This is a genomic window from Mesorhizobium sp. CO1-1-7 (assembly GCF_020164885.1).
Classification (GTDB): Bacteria; Pseudomonadota; Alphaproteobacteria; order Rhizobiales; family Rhizobiaceae; genus Mesorhizobium; species Mesorhizobium australicum.
Genome location: NZ_JAIUHA010000002.1, coordinates 134,448 through 160,631, shown reverse-complemented (window position 1 = coordinate 160,631; position 26,184 = coordinate 134,448). Strand labels below are relative to the sequence as shown.

The window sequence follows — 26,184 nt, the reverse complement described above, 5'->3', positions numbered from 1 at the left end:
TGCATTTGAACCGGTTTTAGGGCCATTGCCGTGGCGGTGACGCCGCTGAGTGCCCGCTTACGGAATTTTCAATGAATATTCAGACGAACCCAGCCCAGATCGAGAAGACAAGCGCGAGCTTCCCGGCCGTCACGGAAGAGCCGATACGATCGGTATTCCTGCCGGAGGAACGGCTCCGGCTGCTCGGCGAGAGCCTTGCCAAGGGCGATCTGACGGATCTGTTCGGCCTGATCCCGTTCGACTTCCAGGCCCGCATCCGTGACAGCGCCAAGAAGATCCTCGAAGTCTACCGGTCGACCAATGCCGCGCAGGGGAGGGGCGAAACCATCACGCCGGCCGCGCAGTGGCTGCTCGACAACAACTATCTGATCGAGGAAACCATTTTCCAGGTCAAACGCGACCTGCCGCGCCGCTTCTACCGGCAATTGCCAACGCTGAAACTGCCCGACGGCGGCACCGTGCCGCGCGCATTGGCTCTGGCCTGGACCTATGTCGCGCATTCCGACAGTTCCGTCTCGGCGACCATGTTCAAGTCCATCGTCCAGGGTTTTCAGTCGGTCGAGCCGCTGAAAATCGGCGAACTCTGGGCACTGCCGTCCCTTTTGCGCTTCGTGCTCATCGAAAACCTCCGCCGCCTGGCGGTCAGGGTCAACCGCACCCGCCAGATGCGCCAGATCGCCAACGACGTGGCCGACAAGGTGCTGGCGACCGACGACAATCCGGACCGGCAGGCGATCCTTGCCAATTTCAGCGCGCATGCACAGGACACCACCTTCGCCACTCAGCTGCTCTATCGCCTGCGTGACGGATCGCAGAATGCCGGCAAGGCGCTGGAGTGGCTGGAAGGCGAACTCGAAAAGACCGGCTCGGATGCCGAGGAAATCATCATTTCCGAGCACCAGACGCTGTCCAGCGGGAATGTCACCACCGGCAACATCGTCCGCGGCCTGCGCCTCATCAACGACGTCGACTGGACGGTGTGGTTCGAAGGCGTCAGTCGCATCGATACCGTGCTGCGCGAGCGCACGGATTTCGCCGCGCTCGACTTCTTCTCGCGCGATCAATACCGCACCGCGATCGAGGAACTGGCACGCCGCTCGAACCTGTCGGAGTACCGTGTCGCCGAAAAAGCCATCGAACTGGCCGGCCATGCTGTCAGCGAAACCGTCCCGGAGAGCGGTGAGGGGGTTGATGCCCAGGCTGCATCCGTTCACACCGATGTCGGTTTCTATCTCGTTGGCCCGCGTCGGCTGGAACTCGAAAAGACGATCGGTTATCGGCCCACGATCAGCCAGATCGTCAAGCGGACCTTCGCCAAGACCGGATGGCTTGGCATCGTCCTGCCCGTCTTCGCCCTGACCGTCCTGCTGCTCGTCCTGTCGGGCAACGCCCTTTCCAATCTCGGCCTGTCGGTGCCGTCCATCGTGCTGATGCTGGCCCTGTTTGCCGTGCCGGCCAGCGAAGGCGCGCTCGCTTTCTTCAACACCGTGGTCTCGCTCTTCCTCAAGCCGACACGCCTGATCGGCTACGACTACAGGCACGGCGTGCCGCCCGAGGCGCGCACCCTGGTGGTCGTGCCGTCGCTGATCGGCTCGCGTGACGATGTCGAGGAAAACATCCGCAACATCGAAGTGCATTACCTTGCCAATCTGGCGGACGAGATCCATTTCGCGCTGCTTTCGGATTGGCCCGACAGCAAGATCGAGATCGATGCGGCCGATACCGAGATCCTCGACTTCGCTCGCGCCGAAATCGCCCGCCTCAATGCGCGCTATCCCTCCGAAGGCGCGCCGCGCTTTTACATCCTGCACCGCCGCCGGCTCTACAATGCCGCTCAAGGGTCCTGGATGGGTTGGGAGCGCAAGCGCGGCAAACTGCACGAACTCGATCTCTTGCTGCGCGGCGACAGCGATACCACCTTCCTGCCGCTCGAAGTGCCGCTGCCGGAAAAAGTCGTCCATGTGATGACGCTCGACGCCGATACCCGCACCACCCGTGATGCCGTATCGAGCCTTGTCGGCAAGCTTTGCCATCCGCTCAACCGCCCGCATTTCGACGCCACCAGGCGCGTCGTCACCGCCGGCTACACCATCCTGCAGCCGCGCATCACCGCTTCGCTCACCAGCGGCGACGAAGCCTCGTTCTTCCAGCGCGTGTTCTCGGCCAATCGCGGCCTCGATCCCTACGTCTTCGCTGTTTCAGACCTCTATCAGGACGTCTTCAGCGACGGGTCCTTCACCGGCAAGGGTCTCTATCATGTCGATGCCTTCGAGGCCGCTTTGCAGGGCCGCATCGAGGAAAACACCATTCTCAGCCACGATCTGCTCGAAGGCGCGCTGGCGCGCGCCGCGCTGGTCACCGACGTCGAACTGGTCGAGGATTACCCGACCCGCTACTCGGTCGATGCCTCGCGCCACCATCGCTGGGCGCGCGGCGACTGGCAGCTTTTGGGGTACATCTTCAACCCGCGCTCCGGCGTTCCGGCCCTGTCGCGCTGGAAGATGGTCGACAATCTGCGCCGCTCGCTGACGCCGATCTTCTGGGTGATGGCGGCGATCGCCGGCTGGACCTTGCTGCCCTTCACGCAGGCCGCGCAGTGGCAGGCCTTGCTGATCCTGAGCCTGTTCATGGCGCCGACCTTCGACGTCGTCAACGCCATCCTGCCCAAGAGCGGCGACCAGACGCCGCGCGGCCATTTCTCGGCGCTGGCGCGCGACGTTGCCTTCGGCACCGCCATGGTGGCGCTGAAGATCGTGCTGATGGCACATAACGCCTGGATGATGGGCGATGCCATCGTGCGCACGCTCTACCGGCTGTTCGTCAGCCGGCAGAACCTCCTGGAATGGCGCACCGCCTCGCAGGCGCACAAGGCCGGCGACAACGATGTCGGCTCCTACTACGGAATGATGTACGGCGCCGTGATCATCGGCTTTGTCGGCCTCGCCATTCCGGTGCTGGCCGATTCCACCGGTGCCTTCGTCGCCTTTTTCTTTGCCTTGTTCTGGATCGGCTCGCCGGCGATCGCCAGCTGGATCAGCCGCTCCGCTGAAACCGAGGATCGGCTGCGCATATCGCAAGCCGACATCCACACGCTGCGCACCGTGGCGCGCCGTACCTGGCATTATTTCGAGAGCTTCGTGACGGCAGAGCATCACAATCTGCCGCCGGACAATTTCCAGGAGAGCCCCGCGCCAGTCGTGGCGCCGCGCACCTCGCCGACCAATATCGGCGTCTACTTGCTCTCGGTCGTCTCGGCACGCGATTTCGGCTGGATCAGCCTGTCCGATGCCATCACCCGCATCGACGCCACCATGACCACCATCGAGAGCATGCCGCGCCATCGTGGCCATCTCTTCAACTGGTACGATACCACGACGCTGAAGCCGCTCTATCCGCTCTACATTTCGGCTGTCGACAGCGGTAATCTCGCCGGCCACCTGGTGGCGGTGGCGGCTGCCTGCGCCGAATGGGCGGAGGCCCCGTCCGTCCACCTGCAGGGCGATTTCGAGGGCATCCTCGATACGGTGACCATCCTGAGCGAAAGCCTCGATGAACTGCCCGACGACCGCCGTCAGTTGCGCCCGTTGCGCCAACGCCTTGTCGATCGCCTCGACGGCATGCGGCGCGCGGTGGAGACGATCAAGGCACAGCCGGAAATGGCCTCCATCCGCACCATCAACCTGGCGGTCCTGGCCGGCGAAATCCGCAAGCTCGCCACCGCCATTCACACCGAAGCCGCATCGCCGCAGAGCGACGTCATCGTAGACTGGACGGCAAGGCTCGAAACCACCTGCGAGGCGCACGTCCACGACGCCCACAGCGACGAGAACGCCGTCGAGGCTCTGCGTGCCAAGCTGCTCACCTTGCGCGAGCGCACCCGTCGTTTCGCCTTCGAGATGGAGTTCGCCTTCCTGATGCGGCCGGAGCGCAAGCTTTTGTCGATCGGCTACCGGGTCGAGGAACATCAGCTCGACGAAAGCTGCTACGACCTTCTCGCCTCCGAGGCGCGGTTGACCAGCCTGTTCGCCATCGCCAAGGGCGATCTGCCGACCGAACATTGGTTCAGGCTTGGCCGCCCGATCGTCGAGATCGGCTTCCAGGGTGCGCTGATGTCGTGGTCCGGCTCGATGTTCGAATATCTGATGCCGCCGCTGGTGATGAAGGAGCCGCAAGGCTCGATCCTCAACCAGACGAGCAAGCTGATCATCAAGCGCCAGATGCAGTATGGCCGCCAGAAGAATGTGCCGTGGGGCATTTCGGAAGCGGCCTACAACGCCCGCGACCGGGAACTGACCTATCAGTACACCAATTTCGGCGTGCCGGGGCTTGGGCTGAAGCGTGGCCTTGGCCAGAACACGGTGATTGCGCCTTACGCGACCATCATGGCGGCGCAGTTCAACCCGCGCGAAGCGGTGCAGAATCTGACCCGGCTGCGCGAGATCGGCGCGCTTGGCCGTCATGGCTATTACGATGCGGTCGACTTCACGCCGCAGCGCGTACCGGAAGGCACCAACCACGCGGTCGTGCTGAACTACTATGCCCACCATTCGGGCATGTCGATCGCCGCCGTCGCCGACGCCATCTTCGAAGGTCGCCTGCGCGATCGCTTCCACAGCGATCCGGTCATTGAATCGGCCGAACTGCTGCTGCAGGAGAGGGCGCCACGCGACATTCCGACCGCGACCGTCCGCACCGAGGCCGACGAGCGCTCCAAGGACGAGACCGAGACCGAGAGCCCTGACACCCGCATCGTGCTCGATCCCGCGCGGGCGTTGCGTTCGACCAATGTGATGTCGAATGGCCGCTATTCGGTGATGGTGACCGCGACCGGCTCCGGCTACAGCCGCTGGGGCGATCTTTCCGTCACCCGCTGGCAGCCCGATCCGGTCGAGGATCGGCTTGGCTCCTACATCTTCCTGCGCGATGCCGCCACTGGCGACTGGTGGTCCGCGACTTCGGAACCCAGGCGCGCGGCCGAGGAAAAGACGCAGGCCCTGTTTTCCGATGACAAGGCGAGCTTCGTGAAGCAGGTCGGCACGCTGCGCTCCGAAGTGGAGTGCATCGTCATCTCCGAGGGCAATGGCGAAGGCCGTCGCATCACGCTCTACAATGAGAGCACATCCGACCGTCACATCGAGGTGACGTCCTTTGCAGAACTGGTCCTGGGTTCGGAAGCTTCCGACAACGCGCATCCGGCCTTCTCGAAAATGTTCGTGGAAACGGAAATCGCCGCCAACAACGGCGCGATCTTCGCCACGCGCCGCAAGCGTGAAACCAGCGAACCGGATGTGACGCTGGTGCATTTCGTCACCGATCCGTCGGGACCGGCGCGTGATGCCGAGGCCGAGACCGACAGGCGCGCCTTCATCGGCCGTGGCCGCACCATCGTCGATGCCGCCGCCTTCGATCCAGGCGCCAGGCTTGGCGGCCATTCCGGCTTCACGCTCGATCCCATCGCCTCGCTGCGTCGTCAGGTGCGCGTACCCGCCAACAAGAAAGTATCGCTGACCTTCTGGACCGTCGTCGGGGCAAACCGTGCCGAGCTGGAGGAGGCGATAAGCCGGCTCGACCATCAGGAGAGCTTTGCCCGGCAGGCGATGCTTGCCTGGACGCGTAGCCAGGTGCAGACCCGCCATATGGGCCTCAGTCTGACCGACGCGGCCAATGTGCAGAAGCTGGCGCGCTATCTGATCTATCCCGACCCGTTCCTGCGGTTGCCGGCCGAGTCCATCGCTTCCGGGTTGGGCAAGCAGTCGAGCCTGTGGCCGACCAGTATTTCGGGCGATTACCCGATCTTCCTGGTCAGGATCGGTGACGTTGCCGATCTCGAGATCGTAGCCCAGGCGTTGCGCTTCCAGGAATACATGCGCACCCGCGGCATGATGATCGACTTCGTCGTGGTCAACGAGCAGGCTTCGTCCTATGTCCAGGATCTGCAGCGCGCGGTCGAGACGCTGTGCGAAAACAGCCGCTTGCGCGGCAAGGAACTCGGACCCCGCCAGCACATTTTCGCGGTGCGCCGCGACCTGATGGAGGAAACCACCTACAAGACGCTGCTCGCCGTCGCCCGGGTTGTGCTGCATACACGTAACGGCACCATCTTCGACCAGATCGAACGGGCCGAGGCGGCCGCGCTGCAGGCGCGCGATGGCTTGCAGCCGGCAGGATTGCCGGGTTCGCGCGAAATCGCGGCGCTCGCACCGCAGATGCATGCATTTGCCTCGCAGGCGGTGGCCGACGTCAGCGCCGATGGCTCCGGCCTCAGCCTGTGGAATGGTTTCGGCGGCTTCGACGGCGACGGGCGGCACTATGTGGTGCGCCTGGCTGGCCGGCGCACGACGCCGCAACCCTGGATCAACGTCGTCTCCAACGCGTCGTTCGGCTTCCACACCTCGGCCGAGGGAGCGGCCTTCACCTGGAGCCGCAACAGCCGCGATTACCAGCTGACGCCATGGTCGAACGATCCGGTGTCCAACCGGCCGGGCGAGGGCGTCTATATTTACGACCAGGCCAGCGGCAAGGCGTTCTCTCCGCTCGCAGCGGTGGTGCGCGATCCCGCGATGACCTACGAGGCTTGGCATGGCCAGGGCTTCTCGACCTTCCGCTCGAAGCGCGGACCGTTGTCGATGGACCTGACCCATGTCGTCGATCCCATCGATCCGGTGAAGATCACGCGGCTGCGCATCCAGAATTCCGGCCCGGTGCCGGCTAGGCTGCGTGTCTATGCTTACGCCGAATGGGTGCTTGGCGGGCATCGGTCGCGCACCGCGGCAACCATAGTGCCGTCCCGCGACGGAGCCACCGGCGCGTTGCTGGCGCAAAATCCCTACGGGCTCGATTTCAGCGAGCGGGTGGCCTTCCTCGCCGCCGACACCGGCGTCCACTCGGTGACGTCAGACCGGGCCGAGTTCCTTGGCCGGCACGGGTCCAGCGATCTGCCACAGGCGGTGCTGAGCGGTTCGGCCCTGTCGGGTCGCGTCGAGGCCGGAGATGATCCTTGCGCGGCGATCGCCCGCGACGTCGAGATTCCGGCCGGCGCCGACGTCACACTTATCTGGCTGCTCGGCGATGCCGATTCCGCGGCGCAGGCGAGCGCGTTGGTGCAGACGCACCGGGGCAAGGATTTCGACCAGCGCCTGGCCGACAATGAGCGCGAATGGCGCGCCTTCCTCGACACCATCCAGGTCGAGACGCCGGACAAGGCACTCGATGCCATGGTCAATCACTGGCTGCCCTATCAGAGCCTTGCCTGCCGCATCCGCGCCCGCTCGGCCTTCTACCAGGCAAGCGGCGCCTTCGGCTTCCGCGACCAGTTGCAGGACACGCTCGCCTTGCTGGCGCACGACCCGACGCTGGCGCGCGACCAGATCCTCAACGCCGCGCGGCGGCAGTTCCCGGAGGGCGACGTGCAGCATTGGTGGCTGCCGCGGACCGGCGCCGGCGTGCGTACCCTGATCTCCGACGACGTGGTGTGGCTCGCCCACGCCACGTCCCGCTATCTCATGGTGACCGGCGACGCCGCCATCCTGAAGGAGCAACTGCCTTTCCTCGATGGACAGGCGCTGGGTGAAGGCGAGCACGACGCCTTCTTCACCCCGGAAATCTCGAAGAAGACGGTGTCGCTCTACGACCACTGCGCGCGTGCGCTCGACCTTGCCATCAAGCGCAGCAGTCCAGCCGGCCTGCCGCTGATCCTTGGCGGCGACTGGAACGACGGCATGAACCGCGTCGGCGAACACGGCAAGGGCGAGAGCGTGTGGCTGGGTTGGTTCCTGTTGAAGACGCTGGGCGACTTCGCCGCGGTCGCCAAGACCGAGGGCGACACCAAGCGCGCACAGGCCTGGGCAAAGCATGCCGACGCGCTGAAGCGGGCACTCGAAAGCACGGCATGGGACGGCGAATGGTACCGGCGCGGCAGTTTCGATGACGGTACGCCTTTGGGCTCGCGTACATCGCAGGAGTGCAAGATCGACTCCATCGCCCAGTCCTGGAGCGTGCTGTCGGGCGAGGGCGACCCGGCGCGGTCGACCACGGCCATGCAGCAGGCGACGAAGCTGCTCGTCGACGACCGTCTCAAGATCGTCAAACTGTTCACGCCACCCTTCTCGAAGACACAGAAGGACCCCGGCTACATCAAGAGCTATCCGCCTGGCGTGCGCGAGAATGGCGGCCAGTATACCCACGCGGCGACGTGGTTCGTCATTGCGCTGGCCGAGATGGGGCAGACCGATGAAGCTTATCGCTGCTTCTCAATGCTGAATCCGGTCAACCACGCGTTCGACGAGGCCTCGGCCGAGCACTACCGGGTCGAGCCCTACGTGGTGGCGGCCGATATCTACTCCGGGGACGACAAGGGAGGTCGCGGCGGCTGGACCTGGTACACCGGGTCGGCGGGCTGGCTTTACCGGGCGGCGGTCGAAGGCATCCTGGGCATCGAACGGCGCGGCAAGCAGATCACATTCCGGCCGAAGCTGCCCAGCCACTGGGATGGCTACCAGGCTTCACTCAAGATGCTGGGCGCCGAGATCAAGGTCCAGGTCATTCGCGACAAAAAGGCCAAGACGATCTCGCTCGAAGTCAATGGTTCGAAGACAAAATCGACGTCCTTCGCACCCAAAGCTGGTGACCAGACCGAGGTCGTGGTCAAGATACCGGCATGAAATCAACCATTTAGTGATTAGATCGCGCGTCCTCCGGGACGCGCGATGCCGTGCATTGTTTACTTGCGCGCGGGGTGCCGACGACGTTGGCCAGCCGCCCGGACGAAGTCATGCCGGCCTGCCGTGATTAAAAATGTGGCACAGCTCGACCACTGCCATGATTTTGCCGCAAGGCTGACATTTCACCTTTTATCTCAAACTGTTAGGTGATCACGCCAGATTTCGTATCGTCGTCATCTTTTGTTCGCTAAATGGGAACGGAAGAGATAGACGGGCATTGTTTTGCGACGCATCAACCGTTACGTGTCAGGAAATGGTGCGGTGCACAATATTGGTATTGGGCACAATAGAACGTTGGCGGAGTAGCTGAAGTGTCACTTCTGCAGATCTATTGGAGAGCGCTGGGGTATCTGGCTGCCGACAAGAAGCGCGTCGCGCTGATCTGTTCGGCCAACGTCGCTCTTGCAGCCATCGCGATCCTTGAGCCGATCATGTTCGGCCGGGTCATCGACGCGATTTCCGCGCACGGTTCGGTTTTCTCCACGCTCGCCGTGTGGGCCGGCATCGGCGCCTTCAATGTCATGGCTTTCGTCCTGGTGGCGCGCGGCGCCGACCGGTTCGCGCACGCCCGGCGCAGCGAAGTGCTCTGTCAGTCGTTCGAGCGCGTCATAACCATGCCGCTCGCCTGGCATCATCAGCGTGGCACCTCGAATGCCCTCCACACGCTGCTGCGCGCCGTCGAGACTCTGTTCAGCCTCTGGCTTGAATTCATGCGCCAGCACTTGTCGACCGCTGTCGCGCTCGTTCTGCTGGTTCCGACGGCGCTCAGCATGGATGTGCGCATGTCGATGGTTCTGCTCGTGCTCGGCGTGCTCTATGTCGGCATCGGCCGCCTGGTGATGAAGCGCACCAAGGAAGGCCAGGCCGCGGTCGAGCGTCACTATCACAAGGTATTCGCGCATGTGACGGACTCGGTGAGCAACGTCGCCGTGCTGCAGAGCTACAACCGTCTCGGCTACGAGGCCGAGGCGCTGCGTGGCTACGTCAAGAACCTGCTCGACGCGCAGAACCCGGTGCTCGACTGGTGGGCTATCGCCAATGCGCTCAATCGGCTGTCGTCGACGATCTCGATGATGGTGGTGCTTCTGATCGGCGCTTACCTGGTCACTCATGGCCAGCTGCGCATCGGTGACGTCATCGCCTTCACCGGCTTCGCCACGCTGCTGATCTCACGGCTCGACCAGATGTCGGCTTTCGCGAACCAGATTTCGGAAGCTCGCGCCAAGCTCGAGGATTTCTACAAGCTCGAGGACTCGGCCGCCGATACCGCCGAGCCGGATGGTCTGCGCGACCTTGCCAACGTCACCGGCCATGTCCGTTTCGAGGATGTCAGCTTCGAGTTCGCCAATTCGGGGCAGGGCGTCAGCGACGTGTCCTTCGAGGTGCAGGCCGGCCAGACCGTCGCGATCGTCGGACCAACGGGTGCGGGCAAGACCACGCTGATCAACTTGCTGCAGCGCGTCTTCTCGCCGTCCAGCGGCCGCATCCTGATCGACGGCATCGATACCCGCACGGTGACCCGCAAGTCGCTGCGCCATTCGATCGCCACCGTGTTCCAGGACGCCGGGCTTTTGAACCGCTCGATCGAGGACAACATCCGCGTCGGCCGCGCCGATGCGACCAACGACGAGATCCATGCCGCCGCCACCGCGGCCGCGGCGCAGGATTTCATCCTAGCCAAGAGCAATGGCTACGACACGGTGGTCGGCGAACGTGGCGGCCAGCTCTCGGGCGGCGAGCGCCAGCGCATCGCCATTGCCCGTGCCGTGCTGAAGGATGCCCCGATCCTGGTGCTCGACGAGGCGACCAGCGCACTCGACGTCGAGACCGAGGACCGCGTCAAGGAAGCGATCGACGAATTGCGCCGCGACCGCACCACTTTCATCATCGCCCACCGCCTGACCACCGTCCGCGACGCCGATCTGGTCGTGTTCATGGACAAGGGCAGGGTGGTCGAGATGGGTGGCTTTGCCGAACTGTCGCTGCGCAACGGCCGCTTCGCCAGCCTGCTGCGCGCCGGCGGCCTGCTCAACGACGAGGAAGTCCGCCGCCTCAGCCGGTCGGTGCAGGGCGAGGCCGCCTGAGCCATTAACGGTTCCGCCTTCTCCCGAACGGGAGGAGGCAAGACCAGAGCTGCGACACCGCCGCTCGATTGCCTCAAACGCATCGGCGGTCTATGTAAAGTGGCATGAGTGACATCACCTCACGCCTGAGCGGCTTGACCGATCTCGCCAATCCAACGCGGTTCGTCGGGCTTGCGGACAAGCTTGTGCCGTGGCTGGCGGCGCTCGCCGCGCTCACCCTCGCGATTGGCCTCTATATGAGCTTCACCGCGCCCGAGGATTTCCAGCAGGGTATCACCGTTCGCATCATGTACATCCACGTGCCTTTCGCCTGGCTCGCCATGATGTGCTACACGCTGATGGCGGTCTCCGCGCTTGGCACGCTGGTCTGGCGCCATCCGCTGGCCGATGTCGCGCTGAAATCGGCCGCACCCATTGGAGCGGTGTTCACCGCGCTGGCGCTGATCACCGGTTCGATCTGGGGCAAGCCGATGTGGGGCACCTGGTGGGTCTGGGACGCCCGCCTGACTTCCGTCTTCGTGCTGTTCCTGATGTATCTCGGCATCATTGCGCTGACCCGTGCGCTGGATGATGCCAGCCGCGCCGCCTGGGCCGCCGCTATCATCACGCTGGTTGGCTTCATCAATATCCCGATCATCAAATTCTCGGTCGACTGGTGGAACACGCTGCACCAGCCTGCCTCGGTGTTCCGGCTCGGCGGCCCTACCATCGACCCGAGCCTGCTCTGGCCTCTGCTGGTGATGGCTTTCGGCTTTACCGTGCTGTTCTTCGCGCTGCACCTGATGGCAATGCGCACCGAAATCCGCCGCCGCCGGGTGATAGCCATGCGGCGGGTGGCGGCGCGGCAGGCGGAGCGTCCGGTCTAAAACCTCATGTCATCAGCCCGCGAGCCGCCACTGGCAGTGTTTCGAGAACCTTCTCGCCGTCTATCAGATTGACCTCGTTGAACAGGTTGGTGACGACGCAGCAGTGGTCCGGCACCACGCGCACGCGTTCGCCAATGCGCAGCCTGCCGTCGCCGGAAAGCGTGACCGTGCCGTGCTCCTCGCTCAGGCCCGTCACCAGTGCTCCGGGGACGCCCATCAACTCTCCAAAATCCTTTAGCCCTAGCGTATCGCTGGACAGGGCCTTGCTGCCGCTATCGAGAATGGCGCGCGTCGCTGTCGGATGGCTGACCACGGTCGCAAGCACCGTCAGCGCGCAATCGTCCAACGTGCCGACGCCTTTGGCGACCTGGTAGCGATCGAGATAGATGTAGGTTCCCGGGCGATACTCCGTGACGACGGATGCGTCGACGGAGCGCCACATATCAGGCGTGCCGCCACTGGAGATGCGCTCGCAGGCAAGCCCCGAGGCAGCCAGCGCCTGCTTGGCGGTGGCGAGCCAGGCTTCGGCTTCAGCCGCGCGGCCGGCGGCCGGATAGGTCATCAGTCCGCCGAAGGTGAGGCCACCTGCCTTGTCGATCACCCTTGCCAGCGCTACCGCTTCATTGGCTGTCTGCACGCCGCAGCGACCCATGCCGGTATCGCATTCGACCAGCACGGGCAGAGGATGGCCGGCATCGGTGAAAGCTGCCGCGAGCCCTTCCAGCGTGTCCATGCTGTCGGCCGTCACCGACAGGGTCACGCGGCCATGCAGCGCCTTCAGCCGCTCGAGCTTGGCGCGCCCCAGGATGTTGTAGGGAAGAAAGATATCGGTCAGCCCGGCGTCGGCCATTACCTCGGCCTCGCCGATCTTCTGGCACGTGATGCCGACGGCGCCTGCCGCCATTTGCTTCTTCGCCCAATAAGGCAGCTTGTGCGTCTTGATGTGCGGCCTGAGCTTCAGTCCGTTCTTGTCGGCATGAGCCTGTGCACGAGCAATGTTGGCTTCGGCGCGTGCGACGTCGATCAGGATCGAAGGCGTATCGAGGTCATGGATGGTCGGCATCGGCTATCCCTGTGCAATTCGCAAGGGTTATGAGCCTCAAAGCACGCGATGTCACGCGGCCAGCGGGCCGCGATCTGTTGGCCATGACTGGCCCGCGCAAGGCTCGAACAGACAGGGCTCGAACAGGCAAGGTGGATCGACACCGCACCGGCGTTCGGCTATGCGATTGTCGGAAAAATCGACACGAGGGTCATCATCATGAAACGCTCCGCCATCAACGACATCATCCGCGAAGCCGACGCTTTCATCCGCTCGTTCGGCTATATCATGCCGCCCTTCGCCTACTGGTCGCCGGAAGAGATGAAGGCGCGCCAGGTCGATTCTTCGGCCATCTTCACCTCACGGCTCGGCTGGGACATCACCGACTATGGCCAGGGCAAGTTCGACGATCTCGGCCTGTTCCTGTTCACCGTTCGCAACGGCCGCTACGAGGACATGAAGAAAGGCATGGGCATGCTCTATGCCGAAAAGATCATGATTTCGCGCAAGGAGCAGATGTCGCCGATGCACCGCCACAACATCAAGGCCGAGGACATCATCAACCGCGGCGGCGGCAAGCTGGTGCTTGAACTGTTCATGCATGATCGCGACGGCGGCATCGACCCCAAGGCCGAAGTATCGGTGCCGGTCGACGGAACCATCCACAGGCTGCCGGCGGGCGGACTGCTGAAGCTCGATCCGGGCCAAAGCGTCACGCTCTTGCCCGGCGTCTGGCACGCCTTCTGGGCCGAGGGCAAGGATGTCCTGATCGGCGAGGTGTCGACCGTCAATGACGATCGCACGGACAACGTCTTCCGCGAGCCGATCGGCCGTTTCGCCGATATCGAGGAAGACACACCGCCCCTGCATCTATTGGTGGCGGACTACGACAAATGGCTGGGCTGAGGGCACCCGTCCTCAACCAATTCGCCCCCGATTTGCGGGCCAGCAACCAAGCCCGAGGAGAAATAAGTCTTGAAATCAGCTCTGGTTCTAGCCATTGCCGCCTTGGCGGCGCTCGGTTTCGGTATGCCGGTCCAGGCGGCGGGCTTCACCAATATCGTCCTTTCCGCGACGAAGGACGGGGGAACGCCTCAGAGCAACTTCCCTGTCGAGACACCGGTGATCTACGTCTCGGCTGACCTTGTGGATATCGCGCCAACCTCGAAAATCACGTTCTCCTGGGTCTCGGTTGATTCCCACGGCGCCGCGCCGGAGAACTATACGATCGACAAGGTCGACCTCGACGTAGGAGCCAACAATCAGGCTGATTCACAACTCAGCAAACCAACGGCGGGATGGCCGGAGGGCACCTATCGGGTTGATTTGGCCATCGATGGAACGGTTGCTGAATCGGTGCCCTTCAGCATTCCATGATTGAACTGCCCGGGAAGGGTGCGATGGGCATCAAGGACAACAGCTGAGTGCCGATTGCACGCCCGTCCGGCACAGGCACGATGAGCTGATCGGCACATCGGCCTTGGCCAGCGCCGTGGCGAGTTTTGCCTGCAGTGCAGGCAGCTCTTGGCTCTCGCCGCGCCGCCCCAAACATTCCACCAGCCCGTGCAGCGCCCAGACATTGTCCGGGTGCCGGGCGCAGCGCTGCACATTGCCGCTCAGGCCGAGATCGTCGCGATAGACCTGCTCCGCCTCTTGCGCGTGGCCCTGGTCGAGAAGCAGCGCCGCCAGCGCATGGCGCGGCGGGTGCATCCACGCCCACGGCTCGGTGTAGGACAGATTGTCGTCCAGCTCGACCGCGTGCCTGAGATGGCCATAGGCCTGCTCGTGCAGGCCCTGATGGTAGGCAAGCTCGCCGTCGAGCAAGGCGGCACCGACGGCAAGCGAGGCGCGGGCCGGGTTGCTGAGAAAACGCCGCTCGGCTGGAATGCCTTCGAGATGCTGGTGGAAGCGTTCACGCTCGCGCTCGGCGTCGGTGAATTGCCTCAGCGTCGCATGCGCCACGCCCTTGGCGTAATGCTGCATGGCCGCCGTCAGCACATAGAGGCCGGGCTCTTCGGTTGCCGGCTCGTCGATGATTTCCCGCCAGCGACCGAAGCGCACCAGCACGTGCGATTTCATCGCATGATAGCCTTCCACGGTCTGGGTGAGTTTGGGCCGATCCTGGATGGCGACCACGTCACGCGTCACCAGGCTGCGCACCTTGTCGGCGGCCCACAGCGCTGGCTGGTACTGGCCCGACAACATGCAGGTGAACATCATCAGGTGCAGATCGTGGCAGCAGCCGAGCAGATAATAGGTCGGCTCATTGGCGTAGGCGATATAAAGGTCGTTGGCCCGAACCGCCTTTTCGCTGGCGAGCTTCGCTTTCTCATACTCGCCGCACAGCACATAGATATGCCCCGGCATGTGGTTCATGTGCCCGGCATCGGGGCACATCTCGCCGAGCAGATCGGCCGAGCGCATGCCGCGTTCCGGGATGGTGGACATTTCCAGCAGATGGATGTGCAGGTGGACGATCGCCGGATGCTGGGCGGTGCCGGCCTCGTCTGCGAGCAGGATTGACCGCTCGCAAACCTCCAGCGCTTCGACGACGTCGGAATTCGGCGCCGGTTCACCGGTCTTGAGATTCCACAGGAGCCGCACCGTGCGCATCATTAGCGCCTCGACGAGAAGCGCCATCACATCATGATCGTCGGGAAAATTCTGATAGACCCGCCGCATCGCGGCGGCATAGGCGTCGTTCCATTGCTCGAATTCCTGTGGCGTCACCCGATGCGGTTTCTGGAAACGGCAAGCCAATGCCTCGATCAATTGCCTTTCGACCTCGCTGGCTGCAGCCCCACTGGCGCGCGCGAGCTGGGCATGCTCGAAGCAACGCTTCGTCGCGCTGTTTGCCTCGGCCTCGCCATGCTCCTTCCAGGTCAGATTGTAGAAAGGCCCGGCTGCATAGGCGATGCCCCAATGAACCATCGGGCAGTCCGGATCGGTCTCCAGCGCCATCTCAAAGCACTTGATGCCTTCCTCATGGTTGAAGCCGTAGCACCAGTTCAGAGCGATATCGAACCAGCGCTGGGTCTCGGTGGAGCGGGTGGAGATCGGGCGGCGGTAAGCGCCGAGATTGAAGCGATCCATGGGTCTCATTCAAGTCTGGTTCGCCGCGAGCCAAGCCCTGGCCAGATTCTTCGCCATCAATGTGTTCCGAAATTCGTAGCCATGGCAAACACCATGGTTTTGGGGTGAATGTGAAGAGCGGCAGCGCCGTTCTAGTCGGTTGCCTCGGGCGCCGCTTCGTCTTGCCAGCCGCCTAACTCCGGCAGGTCGTCAAGCCAACTTTTCTCGGTCATTACGGCATCGCCGGCCCGCGGTGCGGCCTCGGTGGCGTTTTGAATCAGCCAATCCACCCACTTCCGATAGGCAACCGGGTCCATCCGGGGCGGCAGCACCTTGGCCTTCAGCAGCATCCTCTTGCGGAAGCTGGTTTGCCTGCGCAGTTTGGTCGTCGTGAACTTGATTGCCTTGCCTTGGTATTCAACCGTCCAGCGGTCGCCCTCATGACCGACAAGCCTGTCTACGGCGAAACCGGCATCGACCGGTCTCTCCCGCCAGGGAAGCTCGATGGCGTTCCTCCTCAGATCGAGAGCCCATCGCCTGTAGTTGGCCCCGGGACGCTGGGGCGGCAGCACGCCGGCCTGTTCGAGCATCTTCCGTCGGAAGGTAGGCTGCTTCTTGAGCTGGCCGGTCGTCAGCTCGATGCGATGTCCGCGGAATTCGACATGCCAGCGGATCCTCCCATTGCCGACATACTTCACCAGCCTGTCGATAAAGAACTCGCCATCGGCAAGCACCACGCAGCCCTGTTTGATGCCTTCGACAATGAACTCGGTGTCAGTGATCATCAGGCGGCCTTGCAGGATTTGTTCGCGAAGCGTGGCGACAGCGATGTGCCGGATTTATGCACCAGATAAGTGTTCCGGTTCCGATTTTCGCTAAGTGACCATTTTCATTGAAAAATGCTTGGCTGGGGTTCCTGGAAGCTTTTCGAACTTTCTGGGTCGCGCCTCAGCCTGAATTGCGGTGCTTATGGACAAAGTAGGATACTAGATTCGGGTTTGTGAGGCATCGACTTCCTGGCGCCTTTGCCCACCTCATGTGCACGTCCGGAGGTATCCACCTAAGGTTTGGTGGCCAATGCGGAACTTTTGGCAGGCCGAGAGCTTCTCCAAGCTCGAGACCACAGGAGGAACGAGTGGCCAATCTTGGAAGACTTGCGATCGCTATGCTGGGGGTCTTGGCTTATCAAAACCGCGACAAGATCGCAGAGATGATCCGTGGAGCGGGAGAGCGCGATGCAAACAATCCGCAAGGGGGGATACTGGACCAGGTGTCCAAGGGCGTTGCCGGCACCGCGCTTGGCGATATTCTCGACCGTTTTAAAAATGCAGGTGCTGGCCCGAAGGTGGACTCCTGGGTTGGCACCGGGCCGAACGAGCCGATCGAGCCTCATGAGGTGGAAAAGGCTATTGACGCGCAGACGCTGGAGGCACTTTCAACGCAGACTGGCCTCTCGCGCGAGGAGCTCATTGCGAGGATCACCAGGGATCTGCCGGACGCCGTTAACCAGATGACCCCAAACGGCAAGCTGCCAGCAGATCACCGAACGAACGACTCGGTCGAGCCGACCCTACTAGACGACGTGCCACGGACAGGGAGCGGGACGCCGAAGCAATAGGAACAGGCTATGAGAGATGGTCCCCATATTCTGCTGAGTTTACTTGTCACCATGGTGCCCACGTCGCTGCTCGGTGCTCAGGGATGGCAGGGCTTCGGGATCAAACATCTCGGCTTCGTGTTCGATGTCCCCCCGGGGTTTGTACTTACCCAGCGCTCCGACCAAGGGGCAGCCTTCGAGGGCAAAAACAAAGCGTTTCTCGCAGTATGGGGGGCGCAACTCGGCAAGGCGAGTTTTCGCACCGAGATAGAGCATCGCATGGCAGTGAATGAGCACGACGGCTGGAGGTTGACCTATAAGCGAGTGACCCCGCAATGGGCCAGCTATTCTGGGCTGAAGGACGGCCAGATACTGTATGTCCGGGCCGTCAAAGTATGCGACGGCCGCGCGGCATTGTTTACGGCCACCTATAGTCGTGACGAAAAGCTCCCCTACGATCCCACTGTCGTTCGCATGGTAAGATCGCTAAGGGCCGATGGTTGTTAACCAAGCTGTATACGACACGGCTGGATGGCGCTGCTTGCATGTCCTGCTGGTAGGGCATCGTATCGATCTTCAGAGGCCAGTCCGATCAAAGCCCGACGTCAACGGTTGTGCGCCTCCTGGCTGCCCACGCTTGAGAGTCGCGGCCCTGGACGCGACCGCTCGCCGGGGAGGCCCTTCGCTGCCGGCATCGTCGAGACGGGTACACGTGAGCACGGCATCGAAGCTCCGGGAACAAAGTGGTTCCGCTAATGTTGGGAGAAAAATTAGCGGAGACTAATATGAAATTCTTCCCCGTTCTGGAACCCTGCGACACATGGGCGGTATTCGACACCACGAGCGACGAACCGGCCGAGTTTGCAGGTGAGTGCCTCATTGGTCTGACAAAGGCCGCCGCTATTTGGTTCTCGGCAAGAGCCAGCGACGATGAAAGAAGAAACCGTTGCCGGCATGCATCGAGCATCAGCGTACTGGGTAGCGGTGGGTTTCTTCAGCAGCAACCGCGTGAACAGTCGTGGGGGTGATGAGTGACGAGGCCATGGCCGCCATATTGGCCTCACGCGATGATGAAGTGCAGGTCCTCGGTGTATTCGACGCAGCGAACAAGAAAGAAGCCGCCCTTGAACTTCGCCGTCTTGGAGAGGCAGTTCACTTTTTGGCCAACGCGTCGGTATTGGGCTACGACGTTCGTTCTGCGATAATCTTTCATGGAGTTGCGGGAGCGCCAAACTTGAGGGCGAAACAATGTGAGCAACTTTGGGCGAAACATGGCGCGCTGCTGGTAAAGTCGGACTGCAGTTCTTGAGGGGCGGCTTGTCGGTGACAGACTGGCCCGACTGTGTCTGCGAGTCCTAACGGCTGGCCCGGCCTCGCTCGATCAGACTGCTTTACGGATGACCGCCTTGAACGGATCCATGTGAGGACATCTGGCCGGATGCCCCGATCAACTTGACCTCAGGTCACTGGATGGACGATTGGGAACCGGCAGCGTGCTCGGGGGGAGAACGCGCCGGCGGCCGTATTGCCTCTCCCCAAAGCGCCTCATGGCGCCTGTGGCGTTCGCCAAACTCCGAGCCGCTTTTTGACTAGCCGGATTTCAAGCTAAGACACTAGCCAATCACGGCATTTCTTCACGACCGCCAGAGCCATGCGAGAAGGACTGGATTTCATCCATGTCGATCTTCCCGTCACCGTTCTGGTCGATTGCAGAGAAGATTCTGCCGACAGCCTCCTGGACCTCGTTCTCGGACAGCGATCCGTCACCATCCGTGTCCAGAAGCGCCAGTACAAGTCGCATCCCGGTGCCGCGCATCATGCGAGGACCATGATTTCCGAGCATTCCATGCTCACCGGCCGGGCCGCCATTGCGGTGCCGCTGCCAACCGTCTCGATGACGGGAAGCTTCCTCTTGACGGTTGTCACCCTCCTCTTGCCGATTGTTACCTTCGTTAAAGCTCCGATCCTGTTGCATTCTCTCCTGGACGGCTTGCTCAATCATCTGGCGAATCATTTCATGCGTCGGCCCACCCGTCTGTCCGCTCACATCCGGCAGTTGCCCAGCTCCGGGCTGTTGGGTCGCCGGGGTTGGTGCAGGTGTTCCGTTCGTCTGGGCGAGCGCAGGGAAGGCCGCGAACATCAAAGCGGCGGCCGCGGTGGTCGTGCAGCGTGGAAATCTCATGACATGCTCCATTGGTTGGTCGTGGTCTGCCTCAAGCTGATTGGCTGGCCCCCAACTTGGAGTTCATTCCGATTGTTCCTCCTGGAGATCGGGTCACGATGAAGTTACACGACCATGGAGTCTGGGCTTCAACATACTGTGCCGACAGCAGCCGCACGTCATGGCCACGTGCAGTCAATTCTCGCCCAACAATGCAATGAGCTGCAGGCTTCGATCCCGACCAGGCAGCGTGGCAGGCCCTCGAAGAATGGCAGCACGCGCCCACGCGTCAGCTTCTTGCGAACGACAATCTCACCTCGTGGACTTGCGAATCGGCAGATGCGGCGGCCTCATGCGAGCCGGCCGGGGCGAAACTGAAAACAACGATTAAAGAGGTGTGGCTGGGGAACCTGGATTCGAACCAGGACTAACGGAGTCAGAGTCCGTGGGTCTACCGTTAACCTATTCCCCAGCAGGCGTGACTATCACTGTAAAAAGTGAAAACCGCGCGGGCTGAGCGGCTGAGCCGCTTGAGCGCTGCCTTGTAGCCGCCAGTGGAAAATAGTCAAGTCTGCTTTGCGGTTCAATTGCCAGGTTTCATCACCGGTTCCGAACACCAGCTTTTCCCGTGGCGTGCGAATCTCCAAGCCTCAGCTCTCCTTGCGGCTGAACTGCGAGCGTTCGAAGAACAGCACGATGCCCAGGCCCAGAAACAGCGGAACGATGAGATAAAACAGCCGGAACACCAGCAGCGCCGCCACCACGCCGACCGGGTCCATGTCGGAAAGCCCGGCCAGGAACACCACCTCGAAAACGCCGAGGCCGCCTGGCGCGTGCGAAATCTGGGCGACCGAGAAGGAGACCAGGAAGACGCCCAGCACGACGAAATAGCCGGGATTGTGCACCTCGGGCAGGGCGAAGAAGATGATCGCCGCGGCCGCGAGCAGTTCGATCGGGCCGATCAGCAACTGCCTGGCGACGATCGGCAGCGCCGGATAGTGCAACTGAAACCCGGCGATCCTCAGCGGGCGCAGGTGCAGCCAACTGCCGAATACATAGGCTGCGATGAGGACCAGCATCGCAATGCCTGCCGCCTCCGACAGGCCGTGATGGGCAATGCCGGAAAAGCGGTCGATGATCCGCGGCTCGAACACCAGCACAAGGCCGGAGACCAGTAACGTCGACAGCACGAAGGTTATCCAGCAGATCGCCACCAGCACGCCGACTTCCTGGCCGGTCAGCCCCCTTGTGCCGTAGGCACGGTAGCGAATGACGGCGCCGGAGAACACCGAGCCGCCGATATTGTGCGACAGCGCGTAGGTGGTGAAGGAGCAGAGTGTCACGAACAGCCACGACACCTTTTTGCCAATATGCAGCAGCGCGATGTGATCGTAGCCGGCGAGCGCGGCATAGGCGACGACCGAGCTCAAGCCCGCCAGCATCCAGCCACGAGTTGGAATGGCCGCCAGCCCATCCCAGACGTCGTCGAGCGAGATGCCGCGCAATTCATGCCAGAGCAGCAGCAGGGAGAAGATCACCGCGCCGATGCCGACGACCGGCCAGAAATAGCGTTTCCAGTTCATTGCCCGACTGCCATGCGTTGCGTATCCGCTTCCTTTCCGTCGAGAGGCCGTCCGCCCCGGATTTCCCATTCATTTCAGAGATGCCTCATTGAAGCCGGCTATTCAACCGCGAACACTTGTCGCGCCTGACGCCGTCCCTGTTTGCCGCGCGCCGCGACGGTGTTTCGCTACCAGCCCAGCCTTGCCGGTACATTACGCCAGTGCAAAAACAGGCCCGCGCACCCAGCCGGCAAAATTCAGCATGCGGCTCTTGGTGATCGGGCACGGCGCTGTTAGTCTGGCGGCAACTTGAAACATGCCAAAGCGCCTGCTGCGTCCTTCACCGGTTCGCGCGGCGCCGGAAGGAACGACAGTGGAAGACCGCGACACCGGCGCAGGCGCGCCGGAGGTGGGCGCGTCCAGCGCTTCCCTGGGACCATCAGGCCCGGGGACAGCCGGTTGGCAGCAACGCCGCCCAACGGAGCCTCGCTCCGTGAATGGGCAGGCTGGCGACGCGACCCAGAAGGGCAAGCCCAAGAAACGGCGCAAGCGAAGGCGTGGACGCAAGGTTTTTGCGCGTGACGAGGCGCGCCCAGGGGACAATCAATCGCCGGTGCAAGGCAAGGCTCATGTCGCGGCGGTGGATTTGAAGCCTGTTGCCGCGGCGACAATCTCGCCCGCCGCTTCATTGCCTCGCCCCGAACAAGGCCACCGCCGGCCGCCGGTGCACGAGCTTCCCGTCTTCGCCGCGCTGGACCTCGGCACCAACAATTGCCGGCTGCTGGTCGCCGTTCCCACGCGTCATGGCCAGTTTCGCGTCATCGATGCCTTCTCGCGCATCGTCAGGCTGGGCGAGGGGCTCACCGCCAATGGCCGGCTCGGTCAGCCGGCGATGGACCGCGCGGTCGAGGCGCTGAAGGTCTGCGGCGATAAATTGCGCGGCCGCAAGATCAGGAAGGCAAGGCTGATCGCCACCGAAGCCTGCCGAACAGCCGAAAACGGCGTGGAGTTCCTCGATCGCGTCGAACGCGAGGCTGGCCTGAAGCTCGAGATCATCGACCGCCAGACCGAAGCCCGCCTCGCGGTTTCCGGCTGCGGTTCGCTGGTCGAGCGCGACACGCAGGGCGTCGTCCTGTTCGACATCGGTGGCGGGTCTTCCGAGATCGCCCTGATCGATCTCACCGGCCGCCGTTCGCCGCGGCTGGCCAATCACATCGTCTCATGGACCTCGCTGCCGGTCGGCGTCGTCTCGTTGGCGGAACGCTTTGGCGGCCGCACCGTGACGCGCGAGATATTCACCGCCATGGTCGACGACGTCGCCGGCAGGCTGGCCGCTTTCGATGGCCGCGATCGGTTGAGCCATCTCAAGGCCGGCCCGAATTTTCATCTGCTGGGCACTTCGGGCACGGTGACGACGCTGGCCGGCGTCCATCTCGACCTCGAGCGCTACGATCGCCGACGGGTCGACGGCCTGTGGATGGACCGCGACAGCGTCGACCGCATGGTGGAGAAACTGGTCGGCTGGGATTTCCAGCAGCGCTGCGCCAACCCCTGCATCGGCGCCGACCGCGCCGATCTCGTGCTGGCCGGTTGTGCCATCCTCGAAGCAATCCGCGCCGTCTGGCCCTCGGAACGGCTGCGCGTCGCCGACCGGGGCTTGCGCGAAGGAATATTGAGTGAGCTGATGGCCGATGACGGCGTCTGGCGCAATGACGGGCGTGCCAGGGCATCATGATCATGCTCAAACAAGAAATCAGGCAATGACGAAGAAACCAGAAAAGCCAGGATCCGCCAGCATTCGCGTGCTGAAGACGCGGATCAAAAAGAAAAGCGGCCTGAAGGAATCGTCGCGCCGCTGGCTGCAGCGCCACATCAACGATCCCTATGTCCAGCGCTCCAAGGCCGACGGCTATCGCTCGCGCGCGGCCTACAAGCTGATCGAGATCGACGACAAGCACCACCTCTTGAAGCCCGGCATGAAAGTAATCGATCTGGGTGCCGCCCCCGGCGGCTGGTGCCAGGTCGCGGCCGCGCGCACGAAATCGACGGCCGAAAACCCGCATGTCATCGGCATCGATTATCTCGAAATGGACGCCGTGCCCGGTGCGCCGGTGCTGCTGATGGATTTCCTGGACGCCGACGCGCCGCAAAGGCTGGCCGAAGCGTTGGGCGGGGATCCGGATGTCGTGCTGTCCGACATGGCGGCGCCGACCACCGGCCACAAGCGGACCGACCATATCCGCACCATGCATCTGTGCGAGGTGGCGGCCGATTTCGCGCTGTCGGTCCTCAAGCCGGGCGGCCATTTCCTCGCCAAGACCTTCCAGGGCGGCGCCGAAAATGAGTTGCTCTCGATGCTCAAGAAGAATTTCCGCTCCGTCCATCACGTCAAGCCGCCGGCCTCACGCGATGAATCGGTGGAGCTCTATCTGTTGGCCAAGGAATTTAAGGGGCGAGAGTCCGGTCCGCCGCCAGGCGGATCGGAACGTCCAGTGGACGTTCCGAAGGACTCGAGCGCCCCGAGCCATAGCGAAGGGCCGGGGGACGCCGACGGCTGAACGGCCAGCCCCCCGCCGGTCCGCCGCCAGGCGGATCGGAACGTCCAGTGGACGTTCCGAAGGACTCGAGCGCCCGGAGCCATGGCGAAGGGCCGGGGACGCCGCGGCTGATCGCTCTACGGCGACTTTGCCTCACTCTCCCGGCGATCTGACGGGTTCCAGCGTCTTCGGCGTCGTCAGCCGGCCATGGCCGGAGACGGCGTTACCGGCGTCGGGCGCCATCCGCATGAACGACAGCGACGCCGCCGCCGACACCGCCGCCACGATGAAGAAGGCGGTATGGAAGTCGCGCAGCGTCAGCGGGCCGCCATGGATCGAGGTCGAGACTTCCAGAATGCCGCCGGCGAGCGCCACGCCGAGCGCGATCGAGAGCTGCTGGAACACCGCCGTGATCGGCGTTGCCTTGCTGGTATCCTCGGCCGACACCTCGGCATAGGAGAGCGCGTTGACGCCGGTGAAGAACATCGAGCGGATGAAGCCGCCGACCAGCAATATGGCCAGCATCAGCGCATAAGGTGTTTCAGGGGTGAAGAGGCCGTAGATGGCGATCGATGCGGCAGCGACTAGCGAGCCGACGATCAGCACGCGGCGAAAGCCGACAACGCGGAAGATCAGCGCGGTGACGAATTTCATGCCGATGGCGCCGATCGCCGAGACAAAGGTGATCATGCCGGACTGGAATGGTGTCAGCCCGAAACCGATCTGGAACATCAGCGGCAAAAGGAACGGCACGGCGCCGATGCCGATGCGAAACAGCGAGCCGCCAAGCACCGACGACCGGAACACCTGGTTACGGAAGAGTTCGAGCGCCAGCAGCGGATTTTTGGCGCGGCGCGCATGCATGAGGTAGAGCGCGCCCGACAGCAGTCCCACGGCGATCGTGATGAAGCCCGTCGCCGGCGGCAGATAAGGCAGGCTGACCACCGACAGGCCAAAGACGACGCCGGAAGCGGCCAGCCCGCTCAGGACGAAACCGACGAAATCGAGCGGCGGCGTCTCGGTTGCCTCGGTTTCCGGCAGGAAGCGAGTGGCAAGCCAAATGCCGATCAGGCCGATCGGGACGTTGATCAGGAAGATCCAGTGCCAGGTGAAGTAGGTAGTGATGAAGCCGCCGATCGGCGGACCCACCAGCGGGCCGACCAGTGCGGGAACGGTCAGCCACGACATGGCGGCGACCAGTTCGCTCTTGGGCGTGGCGCGCACCAGAACCAGGCGCCCGACCGGGGTCATCATGGCGCCGCCAATGCCTTGCAGGAAACGCGCGACCACGAAGGCGGGCAGCGAACCGGAGAGGGCGCACGCCACCGAACCGGCAATGAACACTGCAATCGCGGCACGAAAGATGGTCTTGGCGCCGAAGCGATCGGCCATCCAGCCGCTGATTGGAATGAAGATCGCCAGCGACACCAGATAGGCCGTCAGCGCCAGTTTGAGCGCGATCGGGCTGGTGTGGATGTCGATGGCGATCGCCGGCAGCGATGTCGCGATGACGGTCGAATCCATGTTTTCCATGAAGAGAGCGACCGCCAATATGAGCGGAATGGTGCGGTTCACAAGACGCGTCCGGACTGATTCTCTGTGTCGTCGGCTGGGGCAAGCCGGCACGCAGGGCGGTTATCACGGCCAGAGGGTGATGTCGTGTTAAATTGCTGTCACTTTTGTGCGACTGCAAGGATGCGGCCTTTCGCTTTGGCATGCCCCATGCCGGCAGAGATCCCTGCCAGGCAAGGGACACCTTGCATGGAACGACACACATCATTATTGTAGTGAATATAACTACTATGGGGACATTGCCATGGAAAAAGGTGTTTCGGCGGCCGATGCCAATCGCAGGTTTTCTCTCCTACTGCGCGGCGTTCGCGAAGGACAAAGCTACGTGGTGACCAGTCACGGGCGTCCGGTCGCTCGGATCGTGCCCGCGGATCATCAGGAGGGTGTGGCTGCCCGATCGCGCGCGGCGTTGTTGTCGCGCCTTGAGCGCCAGCCTGTCATGAATGCCGGGCAGTGGACGCGCGATGAGCTTTATGAGGACGAGCATTGAAGATCGCGCTCGATACGAATATCCTTGCTTACGCGGAAGGGGTGAACGGTGCGGAGAAGCGCGACATCGTTCTCGAATTGCTGCGCGATCTCCGGCAAGATGACGCGGTTATTCCTGTTCAGGTTCTTGGTGAACTCTTCAACGTTTTGGTCCGCAAAGCAGGAAGACCGCCCCTGGAGGCACGGGATGCCCTTCTGAGCTGGAGCGACGCATTTTCCGTTGCCGCGACGACGCAGGACGTGATGATGATGGCCGCTGATCTGGCTACCGATCATCGACTCAGCATTTGGGACTCGGTCATTCTCTCCACGGCCTCGCAAGCTGGCTGTCGGCTGCTGGTCTCGGAAGATCTGCAAGACGGCTTCACATGGGGCGCGGTCACTGTCGTCAGTCCTTTCGCAGCGCCGCGTCACCCATTGCTTGATGCTCTAGCGGGGAAGTCTGGCGACTAGAACGCGGAACGACGCAACGATCGGCTTTT

At 62.8% G+C, this 26,184-nt stretch carries 20 protein-coding genes and 1 tRNA gene; 13 read left to right on the top strand and 8 right to left on the bottom strand.

Annotated elements, in window-relative coordinates:
- Positions 1 to 71 precede the first annotated feature (71 nt).
- The 3 genes from LB516_RS04200 to LB516_RS04190 all read left to right on the top strand — a co-directional run bounded on the left by LB516_RS04200 (position 72) and on the right by LB516_RS04190 (position 11,670).
- Positions 72 to 8,660, top strand: a complete 8,589-nt coding sequence (locus tag LB516_RS04200; protein WP_224718995.1) for a GH36-type glycosyl hydrolase domain-containing protein — start codon at positions 72 to 74, stop codon at positions 8,658 to 8,660.
- A 371-nt stretch (positions 8,661 to 9,031) separates the two neighbouring features.
- Positions 9,032 to 10,804 carry a glucan ABC transporter ATP-binding protein/ permease gene (locus LB516_RS04195; RefSeq protein ID WP_224529930.1) on the top strand — a complete coding sequence of 591 codons (1,773 nt, stop codon included), beginning with the start codon at positions 9,032 to 9,034 and terminating at the stop codon, positions 10,802 to 10,804.
- Positions 10,805 to 10,908: 104 nt separating this feature from the next.
- Complete coding sequence (locus tag LB516_RS04190) at positions 10,909 to 11,670, top strand: heme ABC transporter permease (protein ID WP_140717704.1); 762 nt, start codon at positions 10,909 to 10,911, stop codon at positions 11,668 to 11,670.
- A gap of 4 nt (positions 11,671 to 11,674) precedes the next feature.
- Here the strand turns inward: LB516_RS04190 and LB516_RS04185 are convergent, their stop codons facing one another.
- Positions 11,675 to 12,733 (bottom strand): D-TA family PLP-dependent enzyme, encoded by a 1,059-nt coding sequence (locus tag LB516_RS04185; RefSeq protein ID WP_224718994.1) that lies wholly within the window; start codon positions 12,731 to 12,733, stop codon positions 11,675 to 11,677.
- A 198-nt stretch (positions 12,734 to 12,931) separates the two neighbouring features.
- Between LB516_RS04185 and LB516_RS04180 the strand changes: the two genes are divergently transcribed.
- Positions 12,932 to 13,618: a D-lyxose/D-mannose family sugar isomerase gene (locus tag LB516_RS04180; protein ID WP_015318300.1), complete on the top strand. Its 687-nt coding sequence runs from the start codon at positions 12,932 to 12,934 to the stop codon at positions 13,616 to 13,618.
- Between the two features lie 69 nt (positions 13,619 to 13,687).
- Entirely contained in the window at positions 13,688 to 14,089 is a 402-nt protein-coding gene (locus tag LB516_RS04175; RefSeq protein ID WP_140720841.1) for a hypothetical protein, read from the top strand.
- A 30-nt stretch (positions 14,090 to 14,119) separates the two neighbouring features.
- On the opposite strand, the gene LB516_RS04170 is transcribed toward LB516_RS04175, so the two are convergent.
- Positions 14,120 to 15,805 (bottom strand): hypothetical protein, encoded by a 1,686-nt coding sequence (locus tag LB516_RS04170; protein WP_224718993.1) that lies wholly within the window; start codon positions 15,803 to 15,805, stop codon positions 14,120 to 14,122.
- A gap of 131 nt (positions 15,806 to 15,936) precedes the next feature.
- A complete protein-coding gene (locus LB516_RS04165) occupies positions 15,937 to 16,569 on the bottom strand; it encodes a hypothetical protein (RefSeq protein WP_224718992.1) in 633 nt (210 codons plus the stop codon).
- A 350-nt stretch (positions 16,570 to 16,919) separates the two neighbouring features.
- Here LB516_RS04165 and LB516_RS04160 point away from each other — a divergent pair, with 350 nt between their 5' ends.
- The 4 genes from LB516_RS04160 to LB516_RS04145 all read left to right on the top strand — a co-directional run bounded on the left by LB516_RS04160 (position 16,920) and on the right by LB516_RS04145 (position 18,690).
- Positions 16,920 to 17,402 (top strand): YidB family protein, encoded by a 483-nt coding sequence (locus LB516_RS04160; protein WP_140874334.1) that lies wholly within the window; start codon positions 16,920 to 16,922, stop codon positions 17,400 to 17,402.
- Positions 17,403 to 17,411: 9 nt separating this feature from the next.
- A complete protein-coding gene (locus LB516_RS04155; RefSeq protein ID WP_224718991.1) occupies positions 17,412 to 17,888 on the top strand; it encodes a hypothetical protein in 477 nt (158 codons plus the stop codon).
- 278 nt (positions 17,889 to 18,166) lie between these two features.
- A complete protein-coding gene (locus tag LB516_RS04150) occupies positions 18,167 to 18,409 on the top strand; it encodes a hypothetical protein (RefSeq protein WP_224718990.1) in 243 nt (80 codons plus the stop codon).
- Positions 18,409 to 18,690: a hypothetical protein gene (locus LB516_RS04145; protein ID WP_224641529.1), complete on the top strand. Its 282-nt coding sequence runs from the start codon at positions 18,409 to 18,411 to the stop codon at positions 18,688 to 18,690. The genes LB516_RS04150 and LB516_RS04145 overlap by 1 nt, the downstream gene beginning before the upstream one ends.
- A 312-nt stretch (positions 18,691 to 19,002) precedes the next feature.
- Here the strand turns inward: LB516_RS04145 and LB516_RS04140 are convergent, their stop codons facing one another.
- The 4 genes from LB516_RS04140 to LB516_RS04120 form a co-directional block, all read right to left on the bottom strand.
- Positions 19,003 to 19,563: an EF-hand domain-containing protein gene (locus tag LB516_RS04140; protein ID WP_224718989.1), complete on the bottom strand. Its 561-nt coding sequence runs from the start codon at positions 19,561 to 19,563 to the stop codon at positions 19,003 to 19,005.
- Positions 19,564 to 19,940: 377 nt separating this feature from the next.
- Positions 19,941 to 20,014: transfer RNA gene (locus LB516_RS04130), tRNA-Gln, on the bottom strand.
- Positions 20,015 to 20,027: 13 nt separating this feature from the next.
- Positions 20,028 to 20,189, bottom strand: a complete 162-nt coding sequence (locus LB516_RS04125) for a hypothetical protein (protein WP_181171197.1) — start codon at positions 20,187 to 20,189, stop codon at positions 20,028 to 20,030.
- Between the two features lie 3 nt (positions 20,190 to 20,192).
- Positions 20,193 to 21,125 (bottom strand): lysylphosphatidylglycerol synthase domain-containing protein, encoded by a 933-nt coding sequence (locus tag LB516_RS04120; protein ID WP_015318292.1) that lies wholly within the window; start codon positions 21,123 to 21,125, stop codon positions 20,193 to 20,195.
- 295 nt (positions 21,126 to 21,420) lie between these two features.
- Between LB516_RS04120 and LB516_RS04115 the strand changes: the two genes are divergently transcribed.
- Both LB516_RS04115 and LB516_RS04110 read left to right on the top strand, forming a co-directional pair.
- Positions 21,421 to 22,839: a Ppx/GppA phosphatase family protein gene (locus tag LB516_RS04115; RefSeq protein ID WP_263492389.1), complete on the top strand. Its 1,419-nt coding sequence runs from the start codon at positions 21,421 to 21,423 to the stop codon at positions 22,837 to 22,839.
- A 25-nt stretch (positions 22,840 to 22,864) separates the two neighbouring features.
- A complete protein-coding gene (locus LB516_RS04110) occupies positions 22,865 to 23,662 on the top strand; it encodes an RlmE family RNA methyltransferase (protein WP_224718988.1) in 798 nt (265 codons plus the stop codon).
- A 132-nt stretch (positions 23,663 to 23,794) separates the two neighbouring features.
- Here LB516_RS04110 and LB516_RS04105 read toward each other — a convergent pair whose 3' ends face one another.
- Positions 23,795 to 25,216: an MFS transporter gene (locus LB516_RS04105; protein WP_140617090.1), complete on the bottom strand. Its 1,422-nt coding sequence runs from the start codon at positions 25,214 to 25,216 to the stop codon at positions 23,795 to 23,797.
- Between the two features lie 241 nt (positions 25,217 to 25,457).
- On the opposite strand from LB516_RS04105, the gene LB516_RS04100 reads away from it, so the two are divergent.
- Both LB516_RS04100 and LB516_RS04095 read left to right on the top strand, forming a co-directional pair.
- Entirely contained in the window at positions 25,458 to 25,703 is a 246-nt protein-coding gene (locus LB516_RS04100; protein ID WP_140617089.1) for a type II toxin-antitoxin system Phd/YefM family antitoxin, read from the top strand.
- Entirely contained in the window at positions 25,700 to 26,155 is a 456-nt protein-coding gene (locus LB516_RS04095) for a PIN domain-containing protein (RefSeq protein ID WP_140617088.1), read from the top strand. Before LB516_RS04100 ends, LB516_RS04095 begins: the two co-directional genes overlap by 4 nt.
- Positions 26,156 to 26,184: the final 29 nt, after the last annotated feature.

Excerpts from the sequence above, each read along its gene's own strand:
- LB516_RS04200 (WP_224718995.1), top strand. The coding sequence starts at position 72 with ATGAATATTCAGACGAACCCAGCCCAGATCGAGAAGACAAGCGCGAGC.
- LB516_RS04190 (WP_140717704.1), top strand. The coding sequence starts at position 10,909 with ATGAGTGACATCACCTCACGCCTGAGCGGCTTGACCGATCTCGCCAAT.
- LB516_RS04185 (WP_224718994.1), bottom strand. The coding sequence starts at position 12,733 with ATGCCGACCATCCATGACCTCGATACGCCTTCGATCCTGATCGACGTC.
- LB516_RS04180 (WP_015318300.1), top strand. The coding sequence starts at position 12,932 with ATGAAACGCTCCGCCATCAACGACATCATCCGCGAAGCCGACGCTTTC.
- LB516_RS04170 (WP_224718993.1), bottom strand. The coding sequence starts at position 15,805 with ATGGATCGCTTCAATCTCGGCGCTTACCGCCGCCCGATCTCCACCCGC.
- LB516_RS04165 (WP_224718992.1), bottom strand. The coding sequence starts at position 16,569 with ATGATCACTGACACCGAGTTCATTGTCGAAGGCATCAAACAGGGCTGC.
- LB516_RS04155 (WP_224718991.1), top strand. The coding sequence starts at position 17,412 with ATGAGAGATGGTCCCCATATTCTGCTGAGTTTACTTGTCACCATGGTG.
- LB516_RS04150 (WP_224718990.1), top strand. The coding sequence starts at position 18,167 with ATGAAATTCTTCCCCGTTCTGGAACCCTGCGACACATGGGCGGTATTC.
- LB516_RS04145 (WP_224641529.1), top strand. The coding sequence starts at position 18,409 with ATGAGTGACGAGGCCATGGCCGCCATATTGGCCTCACGCGATGATGAA.
- LB516_RS04140 (WP_224718989.1), bottom strand. The coding sequence starts at position 19,563 with ATGAGATTTCCACGCTGCACGACCACCGCGGCCGCCGCTTTGATGTTC.
- LB516_RS04120 (WP_015318292.1), bottom strand. The coding sequence starts at position 21,125 with ATGAACTGGAAACGCTATTTCTGGCCGGTCGTCGGCATCGGCGCGGTG.
- LB516_RS04115 (WP_263492389.1), top strand. The coding sequence starts at position 21,421 with ATGCCAAAGCGCCTGCTGCGTCCTTCACCGGTTCGCGCGGCGCCGGAA.
- LB516_RS04110 (WP_224718988.1), top strand. The coding sequence starts at position 22,865 with ATGACGAAGAAACCAGAAAAGCCAGGATCCGCCAGCATTCGCGTGCTG.
- LB516_RS04100 (WP_140617089.1), top strand. The coding sequence starts at position 25,458 with ATGGAAAAAGGTGTTTCGGCGGCCGATGCCAATCGCAGGTTTTCTCTC.